The organism is Agrobacterium sp. MA01 (assembly GCF_009650195.1).
Lineage (GTDB): Bacteria > Pseudomonadota > Alphaproteobacteria > Rhizobiales > Rhizobiaceae > Allorhizobium.
The window spans coordinates 3,431,926-3,448,356 of record NZ_CP045854.1; the positions used below are offsets into that span (position 1 = coordinate 3,431,926).

Genomic DNA, 16,431 nt, shown 5'->3' on the forward strand with positions numbered 1-16,431 from the left:
ACGACTTGCCATCCGATATGCAAGGCCGCGCCAACTGAATGGGACAGTCCGTCGCAAAATCGGCCATCTCCACATTGTAGAAGGTTTTCGTCCGCGGGCCTGTGATGATGGGATCAATGTGGCGGACGCATTCCAAGTAATGCGCGGTCTTGCGGTGGTCATCCTCGGGGCTGCGTAGCACGTCAAGGCGAAGGTTTCCCGGTTCGCGGCGGGTTCCTTCATAGTTGATCCGGAAAGCATCGAGAAACTCGTCGACATGGCCTTGCTTGACGTGAATTGCGACGGCGTCGAAGCCCGCCAGCGCGTGAAACTTCTGCCATCCCGTCAGCTGAAAAGACATTCCCAGCACAGCACCTGAGAACATGAAGACTGGGACCAGCAGCACCAGCAGTTACCACTTGCGAAACCAGCTGCGCTGTCGAGGTAATTTTGGCTCGGACAGGTTCAGATCGATCGGGAGGCTTTTTTTCATCAGTGGCTGATATTGCAGGTCACCCGTTCCTGCCGATCTTTGAATGGGATGTTGACTTCAAGACCTTCGTCCCGATCTTCCCAACCGGTAAAGATGCCTCAGCGATTAGGCTGCAACAAGACACATATAAAAAGACCTATATTTTTGTTGTTCGATATCGTGCGTTTGCGAGCCTCACCAGACATCCAAGCGGATGTCTGGTGAGGAAAGATTCGACAAAGCCACGCAAGCCTGGCTTTTATCGACCGAAATCAGCCGTGGTCACGACGCCGTCTGTGTTCCGGTCCAGCATGCCCATCCAGGCGACGACACCCCCGAGGAATTCGTCCCGCGACACCTTGCCGTCCTGGTCGGCGTCGTTGTTCTGAAGTGTCATTCCCTGGGACGCCCGGTCGGCTCTGCCACCATGCCCACCATGTCCGCCGGCATTGGCCTTCATGTCGTTGGCGCGCGCCTCGTCGAAATACACGTATTCATCGGCATCGATAAACCCGTCCTCGTTGGAATCGAAGGTGAGGAAGACGTCGCCGCGCTTGGACTGCAATTCGGAAAGGGTGGCTTCGCCATTTCCGTTGAGATCCCAGTTCTCTAGGAAGTGGGCGCCAGGATTGCCCTGCTGCTGAGCCATCAGGGGTGCGGCGGAAGCAGCCAGAGCCATGGCAGCGATCAGAGTTTTCTTGAGACTATGCATTTTGCGTTCCTCTTCATCGGATCTTGTTTGCGCGTCTTGAGCGGCGAAGTTTGTTTCACCCCGCCTCGACTGCGATGGACATGTGATGACGAATGCATGTCGCACGATGATGCCGTCTGCGGTCCCTTTTGTAACGGTTTGTCGCAGATCGGCGGACTGACACCCGGCGTGACAAAGGAGGAGTGGAACACGGTCCCCATCATGCGCTAGAAACGTGCCATGACCTCAAGCGACCCAAGTCCACATATCCTGATCGTCGACGACCATCGCGACATCCGCGACGGACTGGTCCGTTACCTTGAGAAGAACGGTTTCCGGACCACGGCTGCGCGCGACGCAACCGAGATGGACAAGTGCCTGCATGGCGGACGCTTCGATCTCGTGATCCTGGACGTCATGATGCCGGGTGAAGACGGCCTTTCGATCGCACGTCGGCTGAGCAGCGCAGGTGGGCCACCGATCCTGATGCTCAGTGCCTTGGCCGAAGAGACGGATCGCATTGTCGGCCTTGAGGTCGGAGCTGACGACTACCTGCCGAAACCCTTCAGCCCGAGAGAATTGCTGGCAAGGGTCAAGGCCATCTTGCGGCGGACCGGTCGAACGACCAGCCTCGCCGGCAGCCTTTCCGGCCGACGCCTTTCCTTTTCCGGATGGACACTGAACACGGATACGCGGGAGCTGACACGTGACGAGGACGAAAAGCAGATATCGTTGAGCTCGACGGAGTTCCGTCTTCTCATCGTCTTCCTCGAACGCCCCCGGTTTGTCCTGTCCCGAGATCAGTTGATGGATCTGACCGAGAGTCGGGCCCCAGACGTCTTTGATCGGGCGATCGACAACCAGATCAGCCGGCTGCGTCGCAAGATCGAGCCCGATCCGGGACACCCGACGATCATCACAACGATACGGGCGGGAGGCTACAGCCTCGCCTGTGACGTGGCAGTCTTGCCATGAGAGTTGGATGGCCCAGGGATCTCAGCGCCCAGATCGGACTGACCACCCTTGCCGCGCTGATCTTTACCCAGATCCTGTTCCTCGCCTTGTTCGGTGCCGAGCGGGGCCTCTCCCATGTGGAGGAGCAAAGGGCGGATATTGTAAGGCAGGGTCAACGCCTGGTCGGTCTCCTGCCGACGATCCCTGAACCGGCGAGGAACGACGTTCTTTCGGCCGCCGGATCTGAACGCGTGATATTCCGGCTGAGCGACACGCCAACCGTCGTCGCTGGGACATCAGATGAAGACGCGCGCATGGAGCTGGGAGCGCGTGGCGGTTCGGTCGAGCATCCAGGCTATGAACCCGTGGCGGCGTTCGCGCGACGGATTGGCCTCATACCAGCAATCCTGCGCTTGTCTCTTCCGACGTCGGACGGTCAATGGCTTAACATCGAGGCCTCCCTGGAGCGGCCCGGCGCATTCATGCCGCCGCGGCTTTTGCTCGGCGCGATCCTCTCTGCCCTCGCCGTCTGGATCGTCATGCGTTTCCTGGTGGCACGCATCACCCTTCCCTTGCGGCAGCTTGCCGGCACGGCAGACGCCCTGGATCTGGACCGGGGCCCACCGGAGCGCATCGAAACCGGTCCAAGCGAAGTGAAGGTCCTGGCGAAGGCACTCCACAGTCTGCATGCACGCCTTGTGAACGCAGTCCACGAGCGGACCCGCATTCTGGCAGCGCTTGGCCACGATCTGCGAAGCCCGATCACGGCCCTCAGGCTGCAAGCCGAATTCGTCGATGAGGATCAGCTGCGCGAGCGGATCACACGCATTCTCGATGAAATGCAGGAGATGACCGAGACGACCCTGGCCTATGCTCGGGGGCTCAGCGAAACAGGTGACAAGCGTTCGTCCGACCCCTTCGCGCTGGTCGCCCGCCTCGCAGAAGAGCTCAACACGACCGCGAGCCCGGTGACACTCGGCAGCATGCCGGTCGTCACGACACCACTGCGGGAGCTACCGGTGCGCCGCGCCGTTCGCAACCTCATCGAAAATGCCCAGAGATACGGCGAGAAGGTTCACGTCAGCGGTGAATTGGACGGATCCATCGCCCGCATTCATATCGATGACGACGGACCCGGAATTCCACCGCAGGACCTACAACGCGTGTTCAGCCCCTTCGAGCGCCTCGAGGCGTCCCGTTCCCGCGACACCGGTGGGCACGGTCTCGGCCTGACGATTGCGCGTGACATTCTACGCGCCCAGGGCGGGGATGTCACACTTCTTAACCGGGCAGAAGGTGGCTTACGGGCAACCGTCATCCTACCCATCGCCGACGGTTCTGAAAACCCGTAATGCGGTGTGCCAACGGTGCTTGGGAAGGACAAGCAGCATTTGAACCGACGATGAATTGACGACATATATAATTCGAACTATTCTTATATTCATATTGTTGCCCAACCACCGGCAGGACTCAAAATGGATTTCGCTCCTCTGCTCGATCTCCTCGATGAGGCGGCGCTGGGTGCGCTGTTGGGCGCGCTCACCGGAGCGATCTTCGGCTTTTCTGCGCAGAGATCCTCTTTCTGCCTACGCGCAGCAACGGTTGAAGTCGCCAGACGCGAGGTCGGGCCCAGAATGGCTGTCTGGCTTCTGACCTTTTCCACCGCTGTCGTCTGGGTGCAGGCTGCCATTTTGGCCGGCCTGTTCGATCCGTCCGCGTCACGGGTGATGTCGATCACCGGCAGTTGGTCGGGTGCCGTCATCGGCGGGCTGATGTTCGGCATCGGGATGGTGCTCGCCAGGGGATGTTCTGGCCGATTGCTGGTCCTCGCCTCCACTGGAAATTTGCGCTCACTCATCTCGGGGCTGATCTTTGCTGTCGTTGCCCAGATGGCTCTGCACGGTTGGCTTGCTCCAGCGCGCAGCTATCTTGCTGCATTCTGGACGACACCGGCCGGCCAGAATGTCGATCTACTTGCCATGATCGGCGCGCCGGCAGGAAGCGGGCTGATACTCGGACTGGTGACGGCCGCATTCGCCGTGTTTCTCGCCATTCGGCGCCAAATTGGATGGACGAAATTGTTCTTTGCCGCTGGAGTGGGCTTCGCGGTTGCGGTTGGTTGGATCTTCACATTCTCTCTGGCACAATCCGCTTTCGAGCCCGTGACAGTCAATTCCCTTACCTTCTCCGGCCCTTCGGCAAGCACCCTGATGTTCCTCCTGACGGAAGACCATGCACTCGATTTTGAGATCGGCCTGATCCCTGGGGTCGTGTTCGGGGCATTCCTGTCCGCTCTCCTTTCCAGGCAGCTAAAATTCGAAGGTTTCACCCACGAGACACAGATGCGCCGCTCGATGCTGGGCGCGGTGCTCATGGGCTTCGGCGCGATGCTGGCCGGCGGCTGTGCGATCGGAGCAGGTGTGACGGGCGGCTCGGTGTTTGCAGCAACTGCCTGGCTCGCCCTCTTCTGCATGTGGGTGGGAGCCATGCTGACGGATTTCCTGATCGACCAGTCTACGACCAGCACCGATGCCATCGGCATGGCTCAGGCACCGGCAACGAACCGGTAACCTGTACCCTCTTTCTCGACACGGCCGATACCACCATCCGGCAGATGAAAGCCGATGATCGCTGTCTTGTCCCGGGCCATGTCGTCAAGCAGCCTCATTCGTGTTCGCGCGGCCATCTCGGCATCCTGATCCGAGCCCGATTTCCATTCGGGATGGACGAAGGCTACATGGTGATTGCCGATTGCGTCGCCGACGACCATGACGGCGCCCTGCCCCTCCCCCACACGAAACGACATGTGGCCCGGCGTATGGCCCGGCGTGAGATGAGCAACGACACCGGGTAGGACGTCACCGCCATCCTCCAGCAAGATGAGATTGTCGGCCATGGCGGAGAGGCGGCGGGCGGCACCTACGGCAAACGTCGTGCGTGCCGGATCGATGGAGGCAACGGTGTCGGGATGTGTCCAGTAGTCGAACTCGGCCCGTCCGATCATGTGCGAGGCATTGGCGAAGACCGGTTCATCGAACTCGTCGAGCACGCCCCACAGATGATCCGGATGAGCATGGGTGAACAGCACATGCGTGACATCTTCGGCGGGCACATCGAGCAGGTTCAAGGCTTCGGCCAGTTTGCCGGCTGAGGGCTGAAAATCGGGGCCGGCCCCCACATCGAACAGAGCGGTATTGGTTCCGTCACGCAACAGGGTGACGTTGCATGGCGGGGTCAGTTGATCCCTCGACAAGCCGAAGGCCTCGATGACCACCTTGAGTTCTTCCTCCGGCATGCCGCCAAGGATGAAGTCAGCCGGGAGCATCAGGTTTCCGTCCGAAAGCGTGTCGATCCGGACGTCACCGAATGCTATCTGCGCGGACGCCCATACACGTTGCGGCCAGAGGAGTGCGGTCGCACCCACAGCACCCATGCCTGCCAGAAATCTACGCCGCAGCAACATCATTCCCTCCAAAGAATGGAGGCAGCCCTGAAGGCCGCCTCCCTTGTCTTCAATCAACCGAACATGTCTGTGGTGATACCCTCGTACCAGCCGAGGCTTTCCTCGTAGGTCGCCTTGCGCAAAGCCGCATCCTCGCCAGTCTGGCTGATGAAGCTTTCCACGGACGCAATCTTCTCGGGCGTAGGCTGATAGGAAGCGCCGACCTTGACGCCGTCATCGGGCGCGATCAGCGACCAGCAGGTATTCGAGTATTTCGCCGGGAACACCTTCGATCCCAGGAGCTCGCCGCGGATGGACATGGCCGCAACCTTGGCCTGACTGTTCGCCGAAAAACCGGACTTCGGCATGTCGCCCTGGGCGCTGGAATCGCCGAGCACATAGACATTGTCGTCCATCTTGGACTTCATGTTTTCCGGATGCACGGGAGCCCATCCCTTGTCGTCGGTGACGGCTGCGATCTGGGCGATCTTGCCCGCAATCTGGCCGGGGATCACGTTGCAGGCATCGATCTTTTCCACCGTTCCGTCGACCACGATTTCCATGCTGTCCGGGCGAACTTCCACGGCACCGCCCCCGAAATCCGGGCCGATCCACTCGATCATGCCGTCATAATGCTTCGCCCAGCCTTCTTCGAAGAGGGCCTGTTTCGAGTATTTGTCCTTCGGGTCGAGCACCATGATCTTGGCGGTCGGGTTTTTCTGTTTCAGCAGATGAGCGATCATGCTGATCCGCTCGTAAGGCCCAGGAGGACAACGGTAAGGATTGGGCGGCGCAACCATCGCAAAGACGCCACCAGCCGGCATCGCCTCCACCATCGACTTCAGCAGTTGCGTCTGCGGCCCGGCCTTGTAGGCATGCGGCATCTTTTCCGCCGCCTCGACCGACCAGCCCGGCACGGACCCATCCTTGAAGTCGATACCGGGAGACAGGATCAGCCGATCATAGGGAAGCGTCTGGCCACCCGCCAGCGTCACAGTCCGGGCATTCCGGTCGACGCCGGTGGCGAGATCGTTGATCACGGTGACGCCGCCGGCTGCGATCTTGTCATATCCGTGCTGGAGGCTTTCGAATTCGCGGAAACCGCCGAGATAGAGATTGGAGAAGAAGCAGGTCGTATAAACAGGATTGGCTTCCACCAGCGTCACATCCAGCGCGCCTGCACCGTCCTTGGCGAGATAGCGAGCGGCTGTCGCGCCACCCGCTCCACCGCCGATGATAACGATCTTCGGCTTTGCCTGACCGAAAACCGAGGGTGCCGCGAGAAGTGCTGCAGCCGTCAGGCCCGATCCGATGAGTGTACGTCGTGTCAGTTTCATGAGCGTTCTCCCCTTTTGTCGTTCCCTGAGCGGTTGATCCCGCCCGTGGTTATTGAACCTCTTCGAAATAGGCGGCGAGGGCGGCGATCTCTTCTTCCGACAGACGACCTGCCATCATCTGCATCACCGGATGCGGCCTGAGCTTGCGCTTGTAAGCATGCATGGCGACGACAAAATCGGCAGCGGGCCAGTTGGTGATCGATGGAATGCCCTTGTCGGAGCCGTCGCTCTGGTGGCAGGTCGTGCATTCGGAGGACAGGTACTCGCCATATTCGCGATCACCCTTAATCCCGAGGATGGACGGGTCCAGATCGACTTCCGCCTTGCTCGCCGTCGGATCCGCTTCGGGAATGTCGCGCGGGTTGTCCGACCATTCGCGAAGATAGGCCATGATCGCCGAGCGGTCTTCGGTCTCCGCGATCCCGCGGTAATTCATCCGAGTGCCTGAAACCAGGCTCTTCGGATTGGTGAGATAGGCGTCGAGTGTTTCCAAGTGCCACTCCAGGCCATCCTGCCCCATGCGGGTGATCGACTTGGAATACTTGAAGCCCTCGATGCTCCCGGCTCTGCGGCCGAAAACCCCATTGAGCTGTGGTCCTACCCGATTTCGAGCGCCTGCACCGACGTGATGGCAGGACGAGCACTCGCGTTTGAAAAGGCGAGCGCCGTCGGCCGAATTGCCCAACTCCTGGGCGATAGCGGGTTCCCAAGCCAGAAGGCCGATAACGAGAGCAAGCCTGATCGAGCCACGGCTTGCCATTGTGTCAGTTCCCCAAGCTGCGCAGATAGGCGATGATCGCCGCACGCTCATCCGGCTTCTTGAGCCCGGCAAAGGCCATCTTCGTGCCCTTCATGAAGCCCTTCGGGTTTTCGAGGAAGGCGTCCAGTTCGGCCTCGTTCCAGACCAGCCCTTCTGCCGCCTTGTCCGTAAGCGCCTTGGAATACTTGAACTCGTCGGCATGACCGGCGGCGGCTCCGAAGATGCCGTTGAGCACGGGCCCGGTTCCATTCTTTGCACCCTCGCCGACCTTGTGGCAGGCCGAGCACTTCTTGAAAGCGGCTTCGCCTTGCCCGACAAGGGCCGGATCCAGGGCCGCAGTTTCAATTGGCGCGGCAGCCGGAGCGACAGCAGGAACATCGGCTGCTGGCACAGTTGCCGCAGGTACGGGGGCCGGGTCGCTCGCCGCCTCGGCCACCTCGGCCGGTGCGGGAGCCGCCGGGGGAGCGGGCGCTGACGCAGCCGAGGTGTCGAGGGGAGGCAAGGTACCGGCGGGCCTGCCGTCGGGATCTTCTGGCGTCACATTCAACTCGATGGCGCGCTTGGTCACTTTGACCGGCGCACCGCAATCCTTCATGCAGGGTTCTCCCTTGAACCGCGGATACTCACTCTCCGCGCGATCGTCGGGATAGAAGCCGTCTGCATTCGGCAAGGTCACCTCAGTGAAATTCTTGTCGGACAGTGTGAAGTCTTCGTCGACCAGCCCGTTGGAATAGAGCAGGAAGGCGGTGATCGCATAGGTCTCGTCGACCGTCACCGTCTGCGCCTCGCCAAACGGCATCGAGCGATGCACATAGTCCCAGACGGTCGACAAATGCGGCCAGTAGCTGCCGATCGTCTTGACGGGCCGCCGATCGGTCAGCGTGCCATCGCCTCCGGCGAGTACAGGCCAACTGTCGATGCCTTCCGCGAATTCTCCATGGCAGACTGCACATTTCTCGCCGAAGACTTCTTCACCGGTGAGCACGTCACCCGAACCCGGCTTCAACCCCTTGCCATCGGGGAGCACTGCGACATCCCAGGCGGCCAATTCTTCTGGAAGAGCCGGACGTCCAAGCCCCAGCTTTTCCGACATCGCTGGCGTGGAAAGCAGGACCAGCCCGAGCGACAGAAGGAGACGATTACGCAACTTCGACATTTTCGACCTCCCCGTCGGCCTTGACCCACCAGGTTTGAATTCCGTTGTTGTGGTAGACATTGTTAAGTCCGCGGATTTCACGCAGCGCATCCTTTGTCGGCTGGACATAGCCGGTCTCGTCGATGGCCCTCGACTGCAGGAGCAGTTCGCTGCCATCCCAGTTGATGTCGAGATGGAAGCGGGTCAGCGCCTTCGATTTGGCGTCTCCGGAGATCCGGGCCTCCTGCCAGTTCACGCCACCATCCGTGGAGACATCGACGCGGGTGATCTTGCCATTGCCGGACCATGCAAGCCCCGAAATGACCAGCGGCCCCTTGCCGTGACGGATCGGGACCTGCGGGCTGGGAGATGTGATCACGGATTTTGCATCCATCACCCAGGTCCACTTCCGCGCCCGACCATCCGGCATAAGATCGGTGTACTTGGAGGTTTCTTCACGGCTCTCGACAGCTTGGTCATAGATGCCGATGCGCCGGACCCATTTCACCCACATATTGCCTTCCCAACCCGGCACGACGAGACGAACCGGATAGCCATGCTCCTTGCGCAGGGCCTCGCCATTGGCGAAGAACGCAACCAGGACGTCATCGAGAGCCTTGTCGAGCGGGATGGACCGACCATTGGAGCTCGCATCGGCTCCTTCGACATAGACCCACTTTCCTTCGGGCTTGACGCCGGCCTCCTCGAGAAGGAGGCGTAAGGGCACGCCGGTATATTCCATGTTGTGAATCATGCCCTGGGTGAACTGGCAGCCTTCGAGCTGCGCGCCCCCCCATTCCATGCCACCATTGGCCGCACATTCGAGGAAGGCGGTTGTCACCGATCTCGGAAAGCGAAGAAGATCCTCGAAGGTGAAGACAAGCGGCGTTTCGACAAGGCCGTTGATCATCAGCCGGTAGTCCTGCTTGCTCAGTTCAATCGCCCCGGAATGATGGCGTTCGAAAGCGCAGCCCTGCGGCGTGATCGTGCCTTCCAGCGCATGGATCGGCGTGAAGTTGATCGACGATACGGGGCTCTCGGTGAGCCACTCCACATTGCGCCGGACCACGTGCGACTCGAACCGGATCGGTGATCCATAGGGCGACGCATCGACAGGATCGCCGAAGGATGAAGCCCAGGGCTGCACCTCGGTGATCTTCGGATCCGGGCCACTGGCACGCGCGACCGAGGCGCCTGCGACAAGGCCGGCTCCTGTCATCGCGGCCTGCCTCAGGAATGTCCTGCGGGACGAGACGTTTTCGGGTTCGTCGGACATGGCGAACGCTCCTTGCTTCCTGTCAGATTCCGGTCACACGGACCGATGTGTTGGGGTCGAGCTTGACGGTTCCGATCTTGCGGACATGGGCTTCGATCACGTCCCAGATCTGCGGACCTTCCGTGCCTTCGTTGACGCTTGCCCAGCCCGCCACGGTGTAGGATTTGCCCGCTTCGATAGCGGCGCCACCATCAACCAGTGCGATATCGGTGATCCGCTCGCCGATGGGTTTGCTGACGTCGATGGCATAGGAAAGCCCGCCGACGCGCACCATGTCCCCACCCTGCTGGTAGTAGGGATCCGGGTTGAAGATGTTGTCGGCCACGTCCTCGAGGATGGTCTTGATGGTCTCGCCCGTCATCTCGGTGCGATAGCAGGCGCCATAGGTCATTGAGGTCACATTATGGATGTCTTCCCGGGTGATCGCATCACCGGCGAGAAGCGAGGGCCCCCATCGTACACCGGGAGACATAGCGATCTGCGCATCGCGTTCACTGCGCACTGCGTCGCAGATCAGGTCGTCCCAGGTGCCGTTGAAGTTGCCGCGTCGGTAGAGAAGGCTTTCGGTCGTGCCGATCTTCTCCTCAAGCTGTGCCTTGTAGGGGGCGCGCTCCTGGTCGATCAGGTCCGCCATCTCGGCATCTGGTGCAATGACATCGGAGAAGATCGGGATCAGCTTGTGGCGGAAGCCCATCATCTTGCCGTCGCGGACATCGAGATCGAGCCGGCTGACAAATTTGCCGTTCGAACCGGAGGCGATCAGGATCGTTTCACCGATCAGAACCGGTTCCGGCACGGCGTCATGGGTATGCCCGGTCAGGATCACATCGATGCCCTTGACGCGACCCGCCATCTTGCGGTCGACGTCAAACCCGTTATGCGAGAGGCACACCACCAGATCCACGCCCTCGCCGCGGACTTCGTCTACGAGCTCCTGCATGCGTTCCTCGCGAATGCCGAAGGAGTATTCGGGGAACATCCATTTCGGATTTGCGATCGGCATGTAAGGGAATGCCTGGCCGATAACAGCAATACGAACGCCGCCCTTTTCGAAGATTTTGTAGGGTTCGAAAGCCGGCTCGTCCCATTCTGCATCGAAGATGTTGGCTCCGAGGAACGGGAACGGCAGCCCATCGACAATTTCCTTCACCCGCTCGGTTCCGTAGGTCCACTCCCAATGGCTGGTCATGGCTTCGACGCCGAGTGCGTTCATGACGTTGACCATGTCCTGGCCCTTCGTCAGCAGACTGGTCATGGAACCATGCCATGTATCGCCACCGTCGAGCAGGAGCGACTGGGGTCGGGCAGCCCGGATCGACTTCACGACCGTCGCGACGCGGTCCATGCCACCCATGCGGCCATAGGCCTTGGCGAGCGCGCCGAAATCCTCATGGGTCAGAGCATAGGCATCACGCGAACCCGCTGCGATGTCGAAGGTCTTCAGGAATTCGGAGCCGGTCAGGTGCGGCACATGACCCTTGGCGTCGCCAACCCCAAGGTTGACCTCCGGCTCGCGAAACCAGATCGGCTTCAATTGCGCATGGATATCCGTGATGTGGATGAGCGTGACGTTGCCAAAATCCTCGAATTCGAGAAGTTGCTCCTGCGTCAGCGCCTGTTGCGCGGCGAGCCGCGAAAAATTGCCAAAGCCGGACAACCCCACGATTGCCGAGGTTGCCATGGATGCCTGCAGAAACTCACGACGGGTAATCATCCCGCATTCCCTCCAGCAAGCACAGGAAATCCATCCACGCCGAAGACGTGGTCCTGCTTGCCAATAATGTTCGTTCAAAGTGTTTGGGCGGTCGGGCTTTCCCGGCCGCGCCATCTTGTTCAGTGTCGGACGGAGACGCCCTCGATCGACAGACCATTCCCGCGCGAGGCCACATAAAGCTCAAGCGCCTTGAACTCGTCCGATCCTGCCTTGAAGGTTTCGGCACGCGTGTCGCGCACACACCCGACGAACCGCTGCTGCGCGCTCAGAATACCGGCGTCCTTCAGGCGATAGGTCGGGAACCCGTTGACCTGCCCCTGCGAAAGATGGTCGGCACGGATCATCCGGCCGTAATTGTTCTCATGACAGTTTGCGCAAGACATCTCCAACTGACCGTAGCGCGTGTAGTAGATCTCCTTGCCGTGCTCCCAGAAGGACTGGGCCGGGCCATCGATGGCGACATTCACCACCTCACCGCGCGACTGGACGGAGATCAGGGCCATCATGTCCTTCATTTTGTCGGACGTGACACCCCAGGCTTCCAGGCCCATCTCCTTGGTGACACAGGAATTGATGTAGTCTTCCATGATCATCAGCTTGCCGGACTTGGCATCAACCCGGGGCAGAACCGTGCGCAGCCCCTTCATGCTTTCCGGCCCCTCGTGACAGCCTGCACAGGACTCGCCATTCTTGCCCATGGTTTCGTTCCAGGCATCGAGACCACGATCAACGAAGACCATGCCCGGATTGTCGAAGTCGTCCTTCTGCAGGTCGCGTGTTTCGGCCTCACGGAACAACCAACCCGAATAGATGGTATCAAATGTATCCTTGAGAAATGCGGGTGCAGCCGTCTTGGTCACGAGCTCGATCGTGCCATCATCCGTCTCGACCGTGAGCGTATCCTCGACCGGATCCGCATGCGCAGCAGCGGAGGCAACAAGGCCGATGGCCGCCAGAACTGCAACTAGTTTGGACTTGCCGTGCATGAGAACTCCCTCCCCGAGATCGTTGCGCGTCAGTGATCAGGCAACTTCGATCGGCTTCTTGTCCGTGTAAACAGAGCCGTCGTCGTCATACCAGGTGAAGACGAATTCGCCGGCGGCGTCGACTTTCGCTTCGAATTCGAAATAGGGGTTTGTCGAAACCGCTGGATCGATGGCAACGTCAATGACGTTGACGCCGTTGAAATCACAGGTGAAGCGGTTGATGATCGACCGGGGAATGATAGCGCCCTGAGCGTCCTTGCGCTGGCCGGATTCCATCTTGTGACTGATCAGCGCCTTGATGGTCACCGACTCGCCAGCCTTCGCCGACTTCGGTACCTTCACGCGTGGTTTTGCATCGTCTGCCATTGTTATTCCTCCTCCGAATTCAGCCGCCGCATCCGCCGATGGTGACCTTCACTGTTGCTTGTGCCTGCCTGATGGACCCGTCCGCCATTTTCGCCAGCGCGACGACGTCCTGTGTCTTGGCCAAGCGGATCCGCGTTGCGGCCATATGATTTCCAGCTGCGGGACCGAACGTGAACGTCGCAACTGCAGGCTCCGGATTTCCGGTGGCGAGCAGCATGATCGAGACAGCACCGGGGGCATCGACCGAGACTGGGACTGTATTGCCGTTCTCGGCAATCTCGGGCGCCGTCAGCGTGATACCGTCGGTTCCGGGCGTTGCCCCGCCAGTGAAGGCCTTGACCAGTTCCTCAGTTGTTGCCGCAGCTGCCAGACTTGGCAAAGTGGCCGCGACCACGCCTCCAAGCCCGATGAACAGCATGTCGCGTCTTGTGAAACTCATTTCGGTTCTCCTCAATCCTATTCCTTGAGAGTCATCAGATAGGCGACGACATCCTCGATTTGCTGCGCCGAGAGGACAGGCGAAAGCGGACCCTTGGGCGCCTTGCCCGTAAAGCCTTCACCGGGACGGATGAACCCGTCGATCTTGTAGAAGGCCGGCATGAAGCTGTCTTCGAAGGTGTTCTTCGCATTGGCCACGATGCCGCGGATCTCCGCCTCGCTGTAGCGATCCGCAACACCGTCAAGCGGCGGCGCGATATCCCCCGGAAACTGCACGTCAGGCAGGGCTGCGACGGTATGGCAGGCCACGCAGTTGCCGAGCGCATTCGTCGTCATGATCTTGATACCGGATTCTGCGTCCCCCGGCGCGCCGGAAAGCGAGGCCGCAACAGCCCCCTCCTGAAACACGATTGCACCAGGCGCCGTTTCGCCGAGCGCCGGCGTGACGCTCGCTCCCGCGACCAGTGCTGCCAGACAAAGCTGCCAGTTCATCGACTCCTCCCACTTCTCTCCTGAAGACAGGTTAGCGCCAAACGAAGCGTATAACAATACCTATATATATATTTTTGAATAACCAGTATCTGATTGTTTAATCGAGTTAATTTTCAATCGCCATTTGTCTGGCAAGGAATTTCTGAAAATGCTCGCCCGATTGATACCCGTGATCAACGATCCAGTTGAGCAATGCCGAGGTTGTCCCCTTGCCGAATGCACCCGGCATGGCCGCGACGGCCGCCTGTTGCGCGGACAGGCCTGAGCCAACGTCCTCGGGCAGAAAAATCAGGGTCGGCGTGAACATCACGCCCCAGCGGATGGCCATCTCTTTTTCAGGCAACACCGTGCCGTCGAAATCGGTCACCTCGATATCGCCGAAGAGGTTGAGCTGCACGGCATAATAGTTTTCACGGATAAAGGCCTCGATGCCAGGATCGGAGAAAACCTCTTCATGCATCTTGGTGCAGTAGATGCAGCCGCGTTGCTCGACGATGAGGAGCAGGCGCTTGTTTTCAGAATTGGCATCACTGAGGTCTTCCCTCAGATCCTTGAACGTCTCGCGAAGCCATGACGGCTTATGAAGTCCATCATCGCCCAGTTCGGCCGCCAACGAAGACGCTGCCAGCATGGGACCTGTCATCAGCAAGACGCAGGCCAGGAAAAATTTCCACCGGGACATTAGCTCTCCTCCAGATTATTTCAGCGTCGCAGACCAATCGAAGTTGCGAACGAGAAAGTCGGCAATCAGATTGACGGTATTCGTCGCGATCAGGATGCCGAAAACGATCAGCATTACCCCCATCAGCTTTTCGACATAGCCCATGAGTGCCCGATGTCTGCCGACGAAGGACAGGAAAGGGCGGGCAAACAACCCGGCGACGACGAAGGGCGCGGTCATACCGATCCCATAGGCGAGCAGCAGTAGCCCGCCACGCCAGACATCGCCCATGCCGCTCGCCACCATGAGGATCGCCGCAAGAGCCGGCCCAACACAGGGGGTCCAGCCGAACCCGAAGGCCAATCCCATCAGATAGGCGCCGGCAAGGGTGGTTGGATCAGCGGACGACTGCACCCTTGCCTCGCGATAGAGGAAGCCGATGCGCAGGACGCCAAGGAAATGCAAACCGAACAGGATGAGGATGCCAGCCGCCAGCCATGACAATGGCTGCTTCCATTGGATGAAGAGATGCCCGGCAGCGGTGGCGCCCATTCCGAGCAAGACAAAGATTGTGGTGACCCCGGCGGCGAAGGCGACGGATTGGATAAGCAGACGTCGCTGCGCGACAGGCGATATTCCATCGCCTTGCCGCAACTCCTGAACCGAAAGGCCTGCCATATATGAAAGGTAGAACGGAACCATCGGCAGTATGCAGGGCGAAAGGAAAGACAGAAGTCCTGCGAGAATGGCACCGCCATAACTGATCTCCAGCATGGCCCCTCCCAAGCGCCTTACCTGACCGTTCGGCTTCTCCCGCGCCGACAATTGCGCTCGCGAGCGTTTCCAATTAGAATATCTCTATATTTATATGTAGGCTGTCAATATGCGCGCCCACTGGATGCCGATTTTCATGTTTCTGATCACGCTGCTCCCATCGCCGGGCGCGGCGATGGAGCTGTTGATGTTCGAGCAGGCAGGCTGTGTCTATTGCGCGCGATGGGATGCCGAGATCGCCCCGGCCTATCCCAGGACCGCCGAAGGACAGGCAGCGCCACTTCGCAGGCTCAACCTTCATGCTCCGGTACCGGCAGATCTCCGACTCGATCGCCCGGTCACTTTCACGCCCACCTTTGTTCTTGTCGTCGATGGCCGGGAGACTGGGCGGATTGAGGGCTATCCTGGCGATGAGTTCTTCTGGGGTCTGCTCACCGAACTGACCACCGAGGCCGGCGGCATCACCTCGGATTGAGGCGGCATGTATCTTATATTCGAAAGCCGCAGTATAGCTGCCATGGGAGTCGGTTGGCCAGGATTTGGGGCAGCCGGCCTTCGCCGGAGGCGGCTTGGGCTGCGTCGGAACGCTGGGATTGCGCTAGGGACCTGAGATTGTGAACGCTGATACTGAGACAGTACCAAAGGATGGTGCCGTTGATAAACTCATTCAGAGGGCTGACTCCGCTTCGAAATTCCTTAAGGCACTGGGACACGACGGACGCCTGACGATCCTGTGCCATCTTCTCAGCGGCCCGAAGAGCGTGACAGAGCTCGAAAACCTACTTTCGGCACGCCAGGCGGTGGTCAGTCAGCAACTTGCCCGATTGCGCCTCGAAAGGCTTGTGGCGGCCCGTCGCGACGGCAATGCCATCTTCTACTCCATTGAGGATGACAAAGTCCGCAAGACAGTCGTATTCTTGGCAAACCTGTTCGAGGACGGGGCGTACATGTAGA

General features: G+C 59.8%; 18 protein-coding genes and 1 pseudogene. 5 read left to right on the forward strand and 14 right to left on the reverse strand.

The genetic code is table 11. The features are described 5' to 3' along the window. Positions 1–55 precede the first annotated feature (55 nt). Positions 56–340 (reverse strand): annotated as a pseudogene (locus tag GH983_RS16545) (antibiotic biosynthesis monooxygenase); the annotation flags it as partial. Positions 341–710: 370 nt separating this feature from the next. After that, positions 711–1,163 (reverse strand): calcium-binding protein, encoded by a 453-nt coding sequence (locus GH983_RS16550; RefSeq protein ID WP_054147677.1) that lies wholly within the window; start codon positions 1,161–1,163, stop codon positions 711–713. Positions 1,164–1,382: 219 nt separating this feature from the next. Between GH983_RS16550 and GH983_RS16555 the strand changes: the two genes are divergently transcribed. The 3 genes from GH983_RS16555 to GH983_RS16565 all read left to right on the forward strand — a co-directional run bounded on the left by GH983_RS16555 (position 1,383) and on the right by GH983_RS16565 (position 4,666). Further along, a complete protein-coding gene (locus GH983_RS16555) occupies positions 1,383–2,117 on the forward strand; it encodes a response regulator (protein WP_069043133.1) in 735 nt (244 codons plus the stop codon). Further along, a complete protein-coding gene (locus GH983_RS16560) occupies positions 2,114–3,448 on the forward strand; it encodes a sensor histidine kinase KdpD (protein WP_069043132.1) in 1,335 nt (444 codons plus the stop codon). Before GH983_RS16555 ends, GH983_RS16560 begins: the two co-directional genes overlap by 4 nt. A 123-nt stretch (positions 3,449–3,571) precedes the next feature. Then, entirely contained in the window at positions 3,572–4,666 is a 1,095-nt protein-coding gene (locus GH983_RS16565; protein WP_153762979.1) for a YeeE/YedE family protein, read from the forward strand. On the opposite strand, the gene GH983_RS16570 is transcribed toward GH983_RS16565, so the two are convergent. From GH983_RS16570 to GH983_RS16625, 12 genes are all read right to left on the reverse strand, one after another. After that, positions 4,642–5,559 carry an MBL fold metallo-hydrolase gene (locus GH983_RS16570; protein ID WP_210251756.1) on the reverse strand — a complete coding sequence of 306 codons (918 nt, stop codon included), beginning with the start codon at positions 5,557–5,559 and terminating at the stop codon, positions 4,642–4,644. The two genes, GH983_RS16565 and GH983_RS16570, sit on opposite strands and share 25 nt — an antisense overlap. 53 nt (positions 5,560–5,612) lie before the next feature. Next, the gene (locus GH983_RS16575; RefSeq protein ID WP_153762981.1) at positions 5,613–6,875 is read right to left on the reverse strand and encodes an NAD(P)/FAD-dependent oxidoreductase; all 1,263 of its coding nucleotides are present in this window, start codon (positions 6,873–6,875) and stop codon (positions 5,613–5,615) included. Positions 6,876–6,924: 49 nt separating this feature from the next. After that, positions 6,925–7,635 (reverse strand): c-type cytochrome, encoded by a 711-nt coding sequence (locus tag GH983_RS16580; RefSeq protein WP_153762982.1) that lies wholly within the window; start codon positions 7,633–7,635, stop codon positions 6,925–6,927. 4 nt (positions 7,636–7,639) lie between these two features. Further along, positions 7,640–8,791: a c-type cytochrome gene (locus GH983_RS24565; RefSeq protein WP_153762983.1), complete on the reverse strand. Its 1,152-nt coding sequence runs from the start codon at positions 8,789–8,791 to the stop codon at positions 7,640–7,642. After that, positions 8,775–10,046: a sulfite dehydrogenase gene (gene soxC / locus GH983_RS16590; protein ID WP_153762984.1), complete on the reverse strand. Its 1,272-nt coding sequence runs from the start codon at positions 10,044–10,046 to the stop codon at positions 8,775–8,777. Before soxC ends, GH983_RS24565 begins: the two co-directional genes overlap by 17 nt. Before the next feature lie 22 nt (positions 10,047–10,068). Then, complete coding sequence (gene soxB / locus GH983_RS16595; protein WP_153762985.1) at positions 10,069–11,760, reverse strand: thiosulfohydrolase SoxB; 1,692 nt, start codon at positions 11,758–11,760, stop codon at positions 10,069–10,071. A 119-nt stretch (positions 11,761–11,879) separates the two neighbouring features. Further along, complete coding sequence (soxA, locus tag GH983_RS16600; protein ID WP_069043124.1) at positions 11,880–12,746, reverse strand: sulfur oxidation c-type cytochrome SoxA; 867 nt, start codon at positions 12,744–12,746, stop codon at positions 11,880–11,882. A gap of 36 nt (positions 12,747–12,782) precedes the next feature. After that, positions 12,783–13,112 carry a thiosulfate oxidation carrier complex protein SoxZ gene (gene soxZ, locus GH983_RS16605; RefSeq protein WP_054147666.1) on the reverse strand — a complete coding sequence of 110 codons (330 nt, stop codon included), beginning with the start codon at positions 13,110–13,112 and terminating at the stop codon, positions 12,783–12,785. A gap of 19 nt (positions 13,113–13,131) precedes the next feature. Beyond that, positions 13,132–13,551, reverse strand: coding sequence for a thiosulfate oxidation carrier protein SoxY (soxY, locus tag GH983_RS16610; protein ID WP_054147665.1), 420 nt, complete (start codon positions 13,549–13,551; stop codon positions 13,132–13,134). Positions 13,552–13,568: 17 nt separating this feature from the next. After that, positions 13,569–14,042, reverse strand: coding sequence for a sulfur oxidation c-type cytochrome SoxX (soxX, locus tag GH983_RS16615; RefSeq protein WP_054147664.1), 474 nt, complete (start codon positions 14,040–14,042; stop codon positions 13,569–13,571). 106 nt (positions 14,043–14,148) lie between these two features. Next, positions 14,149–14,673: a thioredoxin family protein gene (locus GH983_RS16620; RefSeq protein ID WP_246727412.1), complete on the reverse strand. Its 525-nt coding sequence runs from the start codon at positions 14,671–14,673 to the stop codon at positions 14,149–14,151. A gap of 66 nt (positions 14,674–14,739) precedes the next feature. Then, positions 14,740–15,477, reverse strand: coding sequence for a cytochrome c biogenesis CcdA family protein (locus GH983_RS16625; protein WP_054147662.1), 738 nt, complete (start codon positions 15,475–15,477; stop codon positions 14,740–14,742). Positions 15,478–15,613: 136 nt separating this feature from the next. Between GH983_RS16625 and GH983_RS16630 the strand changes: the two genes are divergently transcribed. Together GH983_RS16630 and GH983_RS16635 are read left to right on the forward strand one after the other, a co-directional pair. Then, positions 15,614–15,952 carry a hypothetical protein gene (locus GH983_RS16630; RefSeq protein WP_246727413.1) on the forward strand — a complete coding sequence of 113 codons (339 nt, stop codon included), beginning with the start codon at positions 15,614–15,616 and terminating at the stop codon, positions 15,950–15,952. A gap of 139 nt (positions 15,953–16,091) precedes the next feature. Then, a complete protein-coding gene (locus GH983_RS16635) occupies positions 16,092–16,430 on the forward strand; it encodes a helix-turn-helix transcriptional regulator (RefSeq protein WP_054147660.1) in 339 nt (112 codons plus the stop codon). The last annotated feature ends 1 nt before the right edge of the window (position 16,431 follow it).

Coding starts and splice junctions, on each gene's coding strand:
- GH983_RS16550 (WP_054147677.1), bottom strand. CDS start 1,163: ATGCATAGTCTCAAGAAAACTCTGATCGCTGCCATGGCTCTGGCTGCT.
- GH983_RS16555 (WP_069043133.1), top strand. CDS start 1,383: ATGACCTCAAGCGACCCAAGTCCACATATCCTGATCGTCGACGACCAT.
- GH983_RS16560 (WP_069043132.1), top strand. CDS start 2,114: ATGAGAGTTGGATGGCCCAGGGATCTCAGCGCCCAGATCGGACTGACC.
- GH983_RS16565 (WP_153762979.1), top strand. CDS start 3,572: ATGGATTTCGCTCCTCTGCTCGATCTCCTCGATGAGGCGGCGCTGGGT.
- GH983_RS16570 (WP_210251756.1), bottom strand. CDS start 5,559: ATGTTGCTGCGGCGTAGATTTCTGGCAGGCATGGGTGCTGTGGGTGCG.
- GH983_RS16575 (WP_153762981.1), bottom strand. CDS start 6,875: ATGAAACTGACACGACGTACACTCATCGGATCGGGCCTGACGGCTGCA.
- GH983_RS16580 (WP_153762982.1), bottom strand. CDS start 7,635: ATGGCAAGCCGTGGCTCGATCAGGCTTGCTCTCGTTATCGGCCTTCTG.
- GH983_RS24565 (WP_153762983.1), bottom strand. CDS start 8,791: ATGTCGAAGTTGCGTAATCGTCTCCTTCTGTCGCTCGGGCTGGTCCTG.
- soxC (WP_153762984.1), bottom strand. CDS start 10,046: ATGTCCGACGAACCCGAAAACGTCTCGTCCCGCAGGACATTCCTGAGG.
- soxB (WP_153762985.1), bottom strand. CDS start 11,760: ATGATTACCCGTCGTGAGTTTCTGCAGGCATCCATGGCAACCTCGGCA.
- soxA (WP_069043124.1), bottom strand. CDS start 12,746: ATGCACGGCAAGTCCAAACTAGTTGCAGTTCTGGCGGCCATCGGCCTT.
- soxZ (WP_054147666.1), bottom strand. CDS start 13,112: ATGGCAGACGATGCAAAACCACGCGTGAAGGTACCGAAGTCGGCGAAG.
- soxY (WP_054147665.1), bottom strand. CDS start 13,551: ATGAGTTTCACAAGACGCGACATGCTGTTCATCGGGCTTGGAGGCGTG.
- soxX (WP_054147664.1), bottom strand. CDS start 14,042: ATGAACTGGCAGCTTTGTCTGGCAGCACTGGTCGCGGGAGCGAGCGTC.
- GH983_RS16620 (WP_246727412.1), bottom strand. CDS start 14,673: ATGCTGGCAGCGTCTTCGTTGGCGGCCGAACTGGGCGATGATGGACTT.
- GH983_RS16625 (WP_054147662.1), bottom strand. CDS start 15,477: ATGCTGGAGATCAGTTATGGCGGTGCCATTCTCGCAGGACTTCTGTCT.
- GH983_RS16630 (WP_246727413.1), top strand. CDS start 15,614: ATGTTTCTGATCACGCTGCTCCCATCGCCGGGCGCGGCGATGGAGCTG.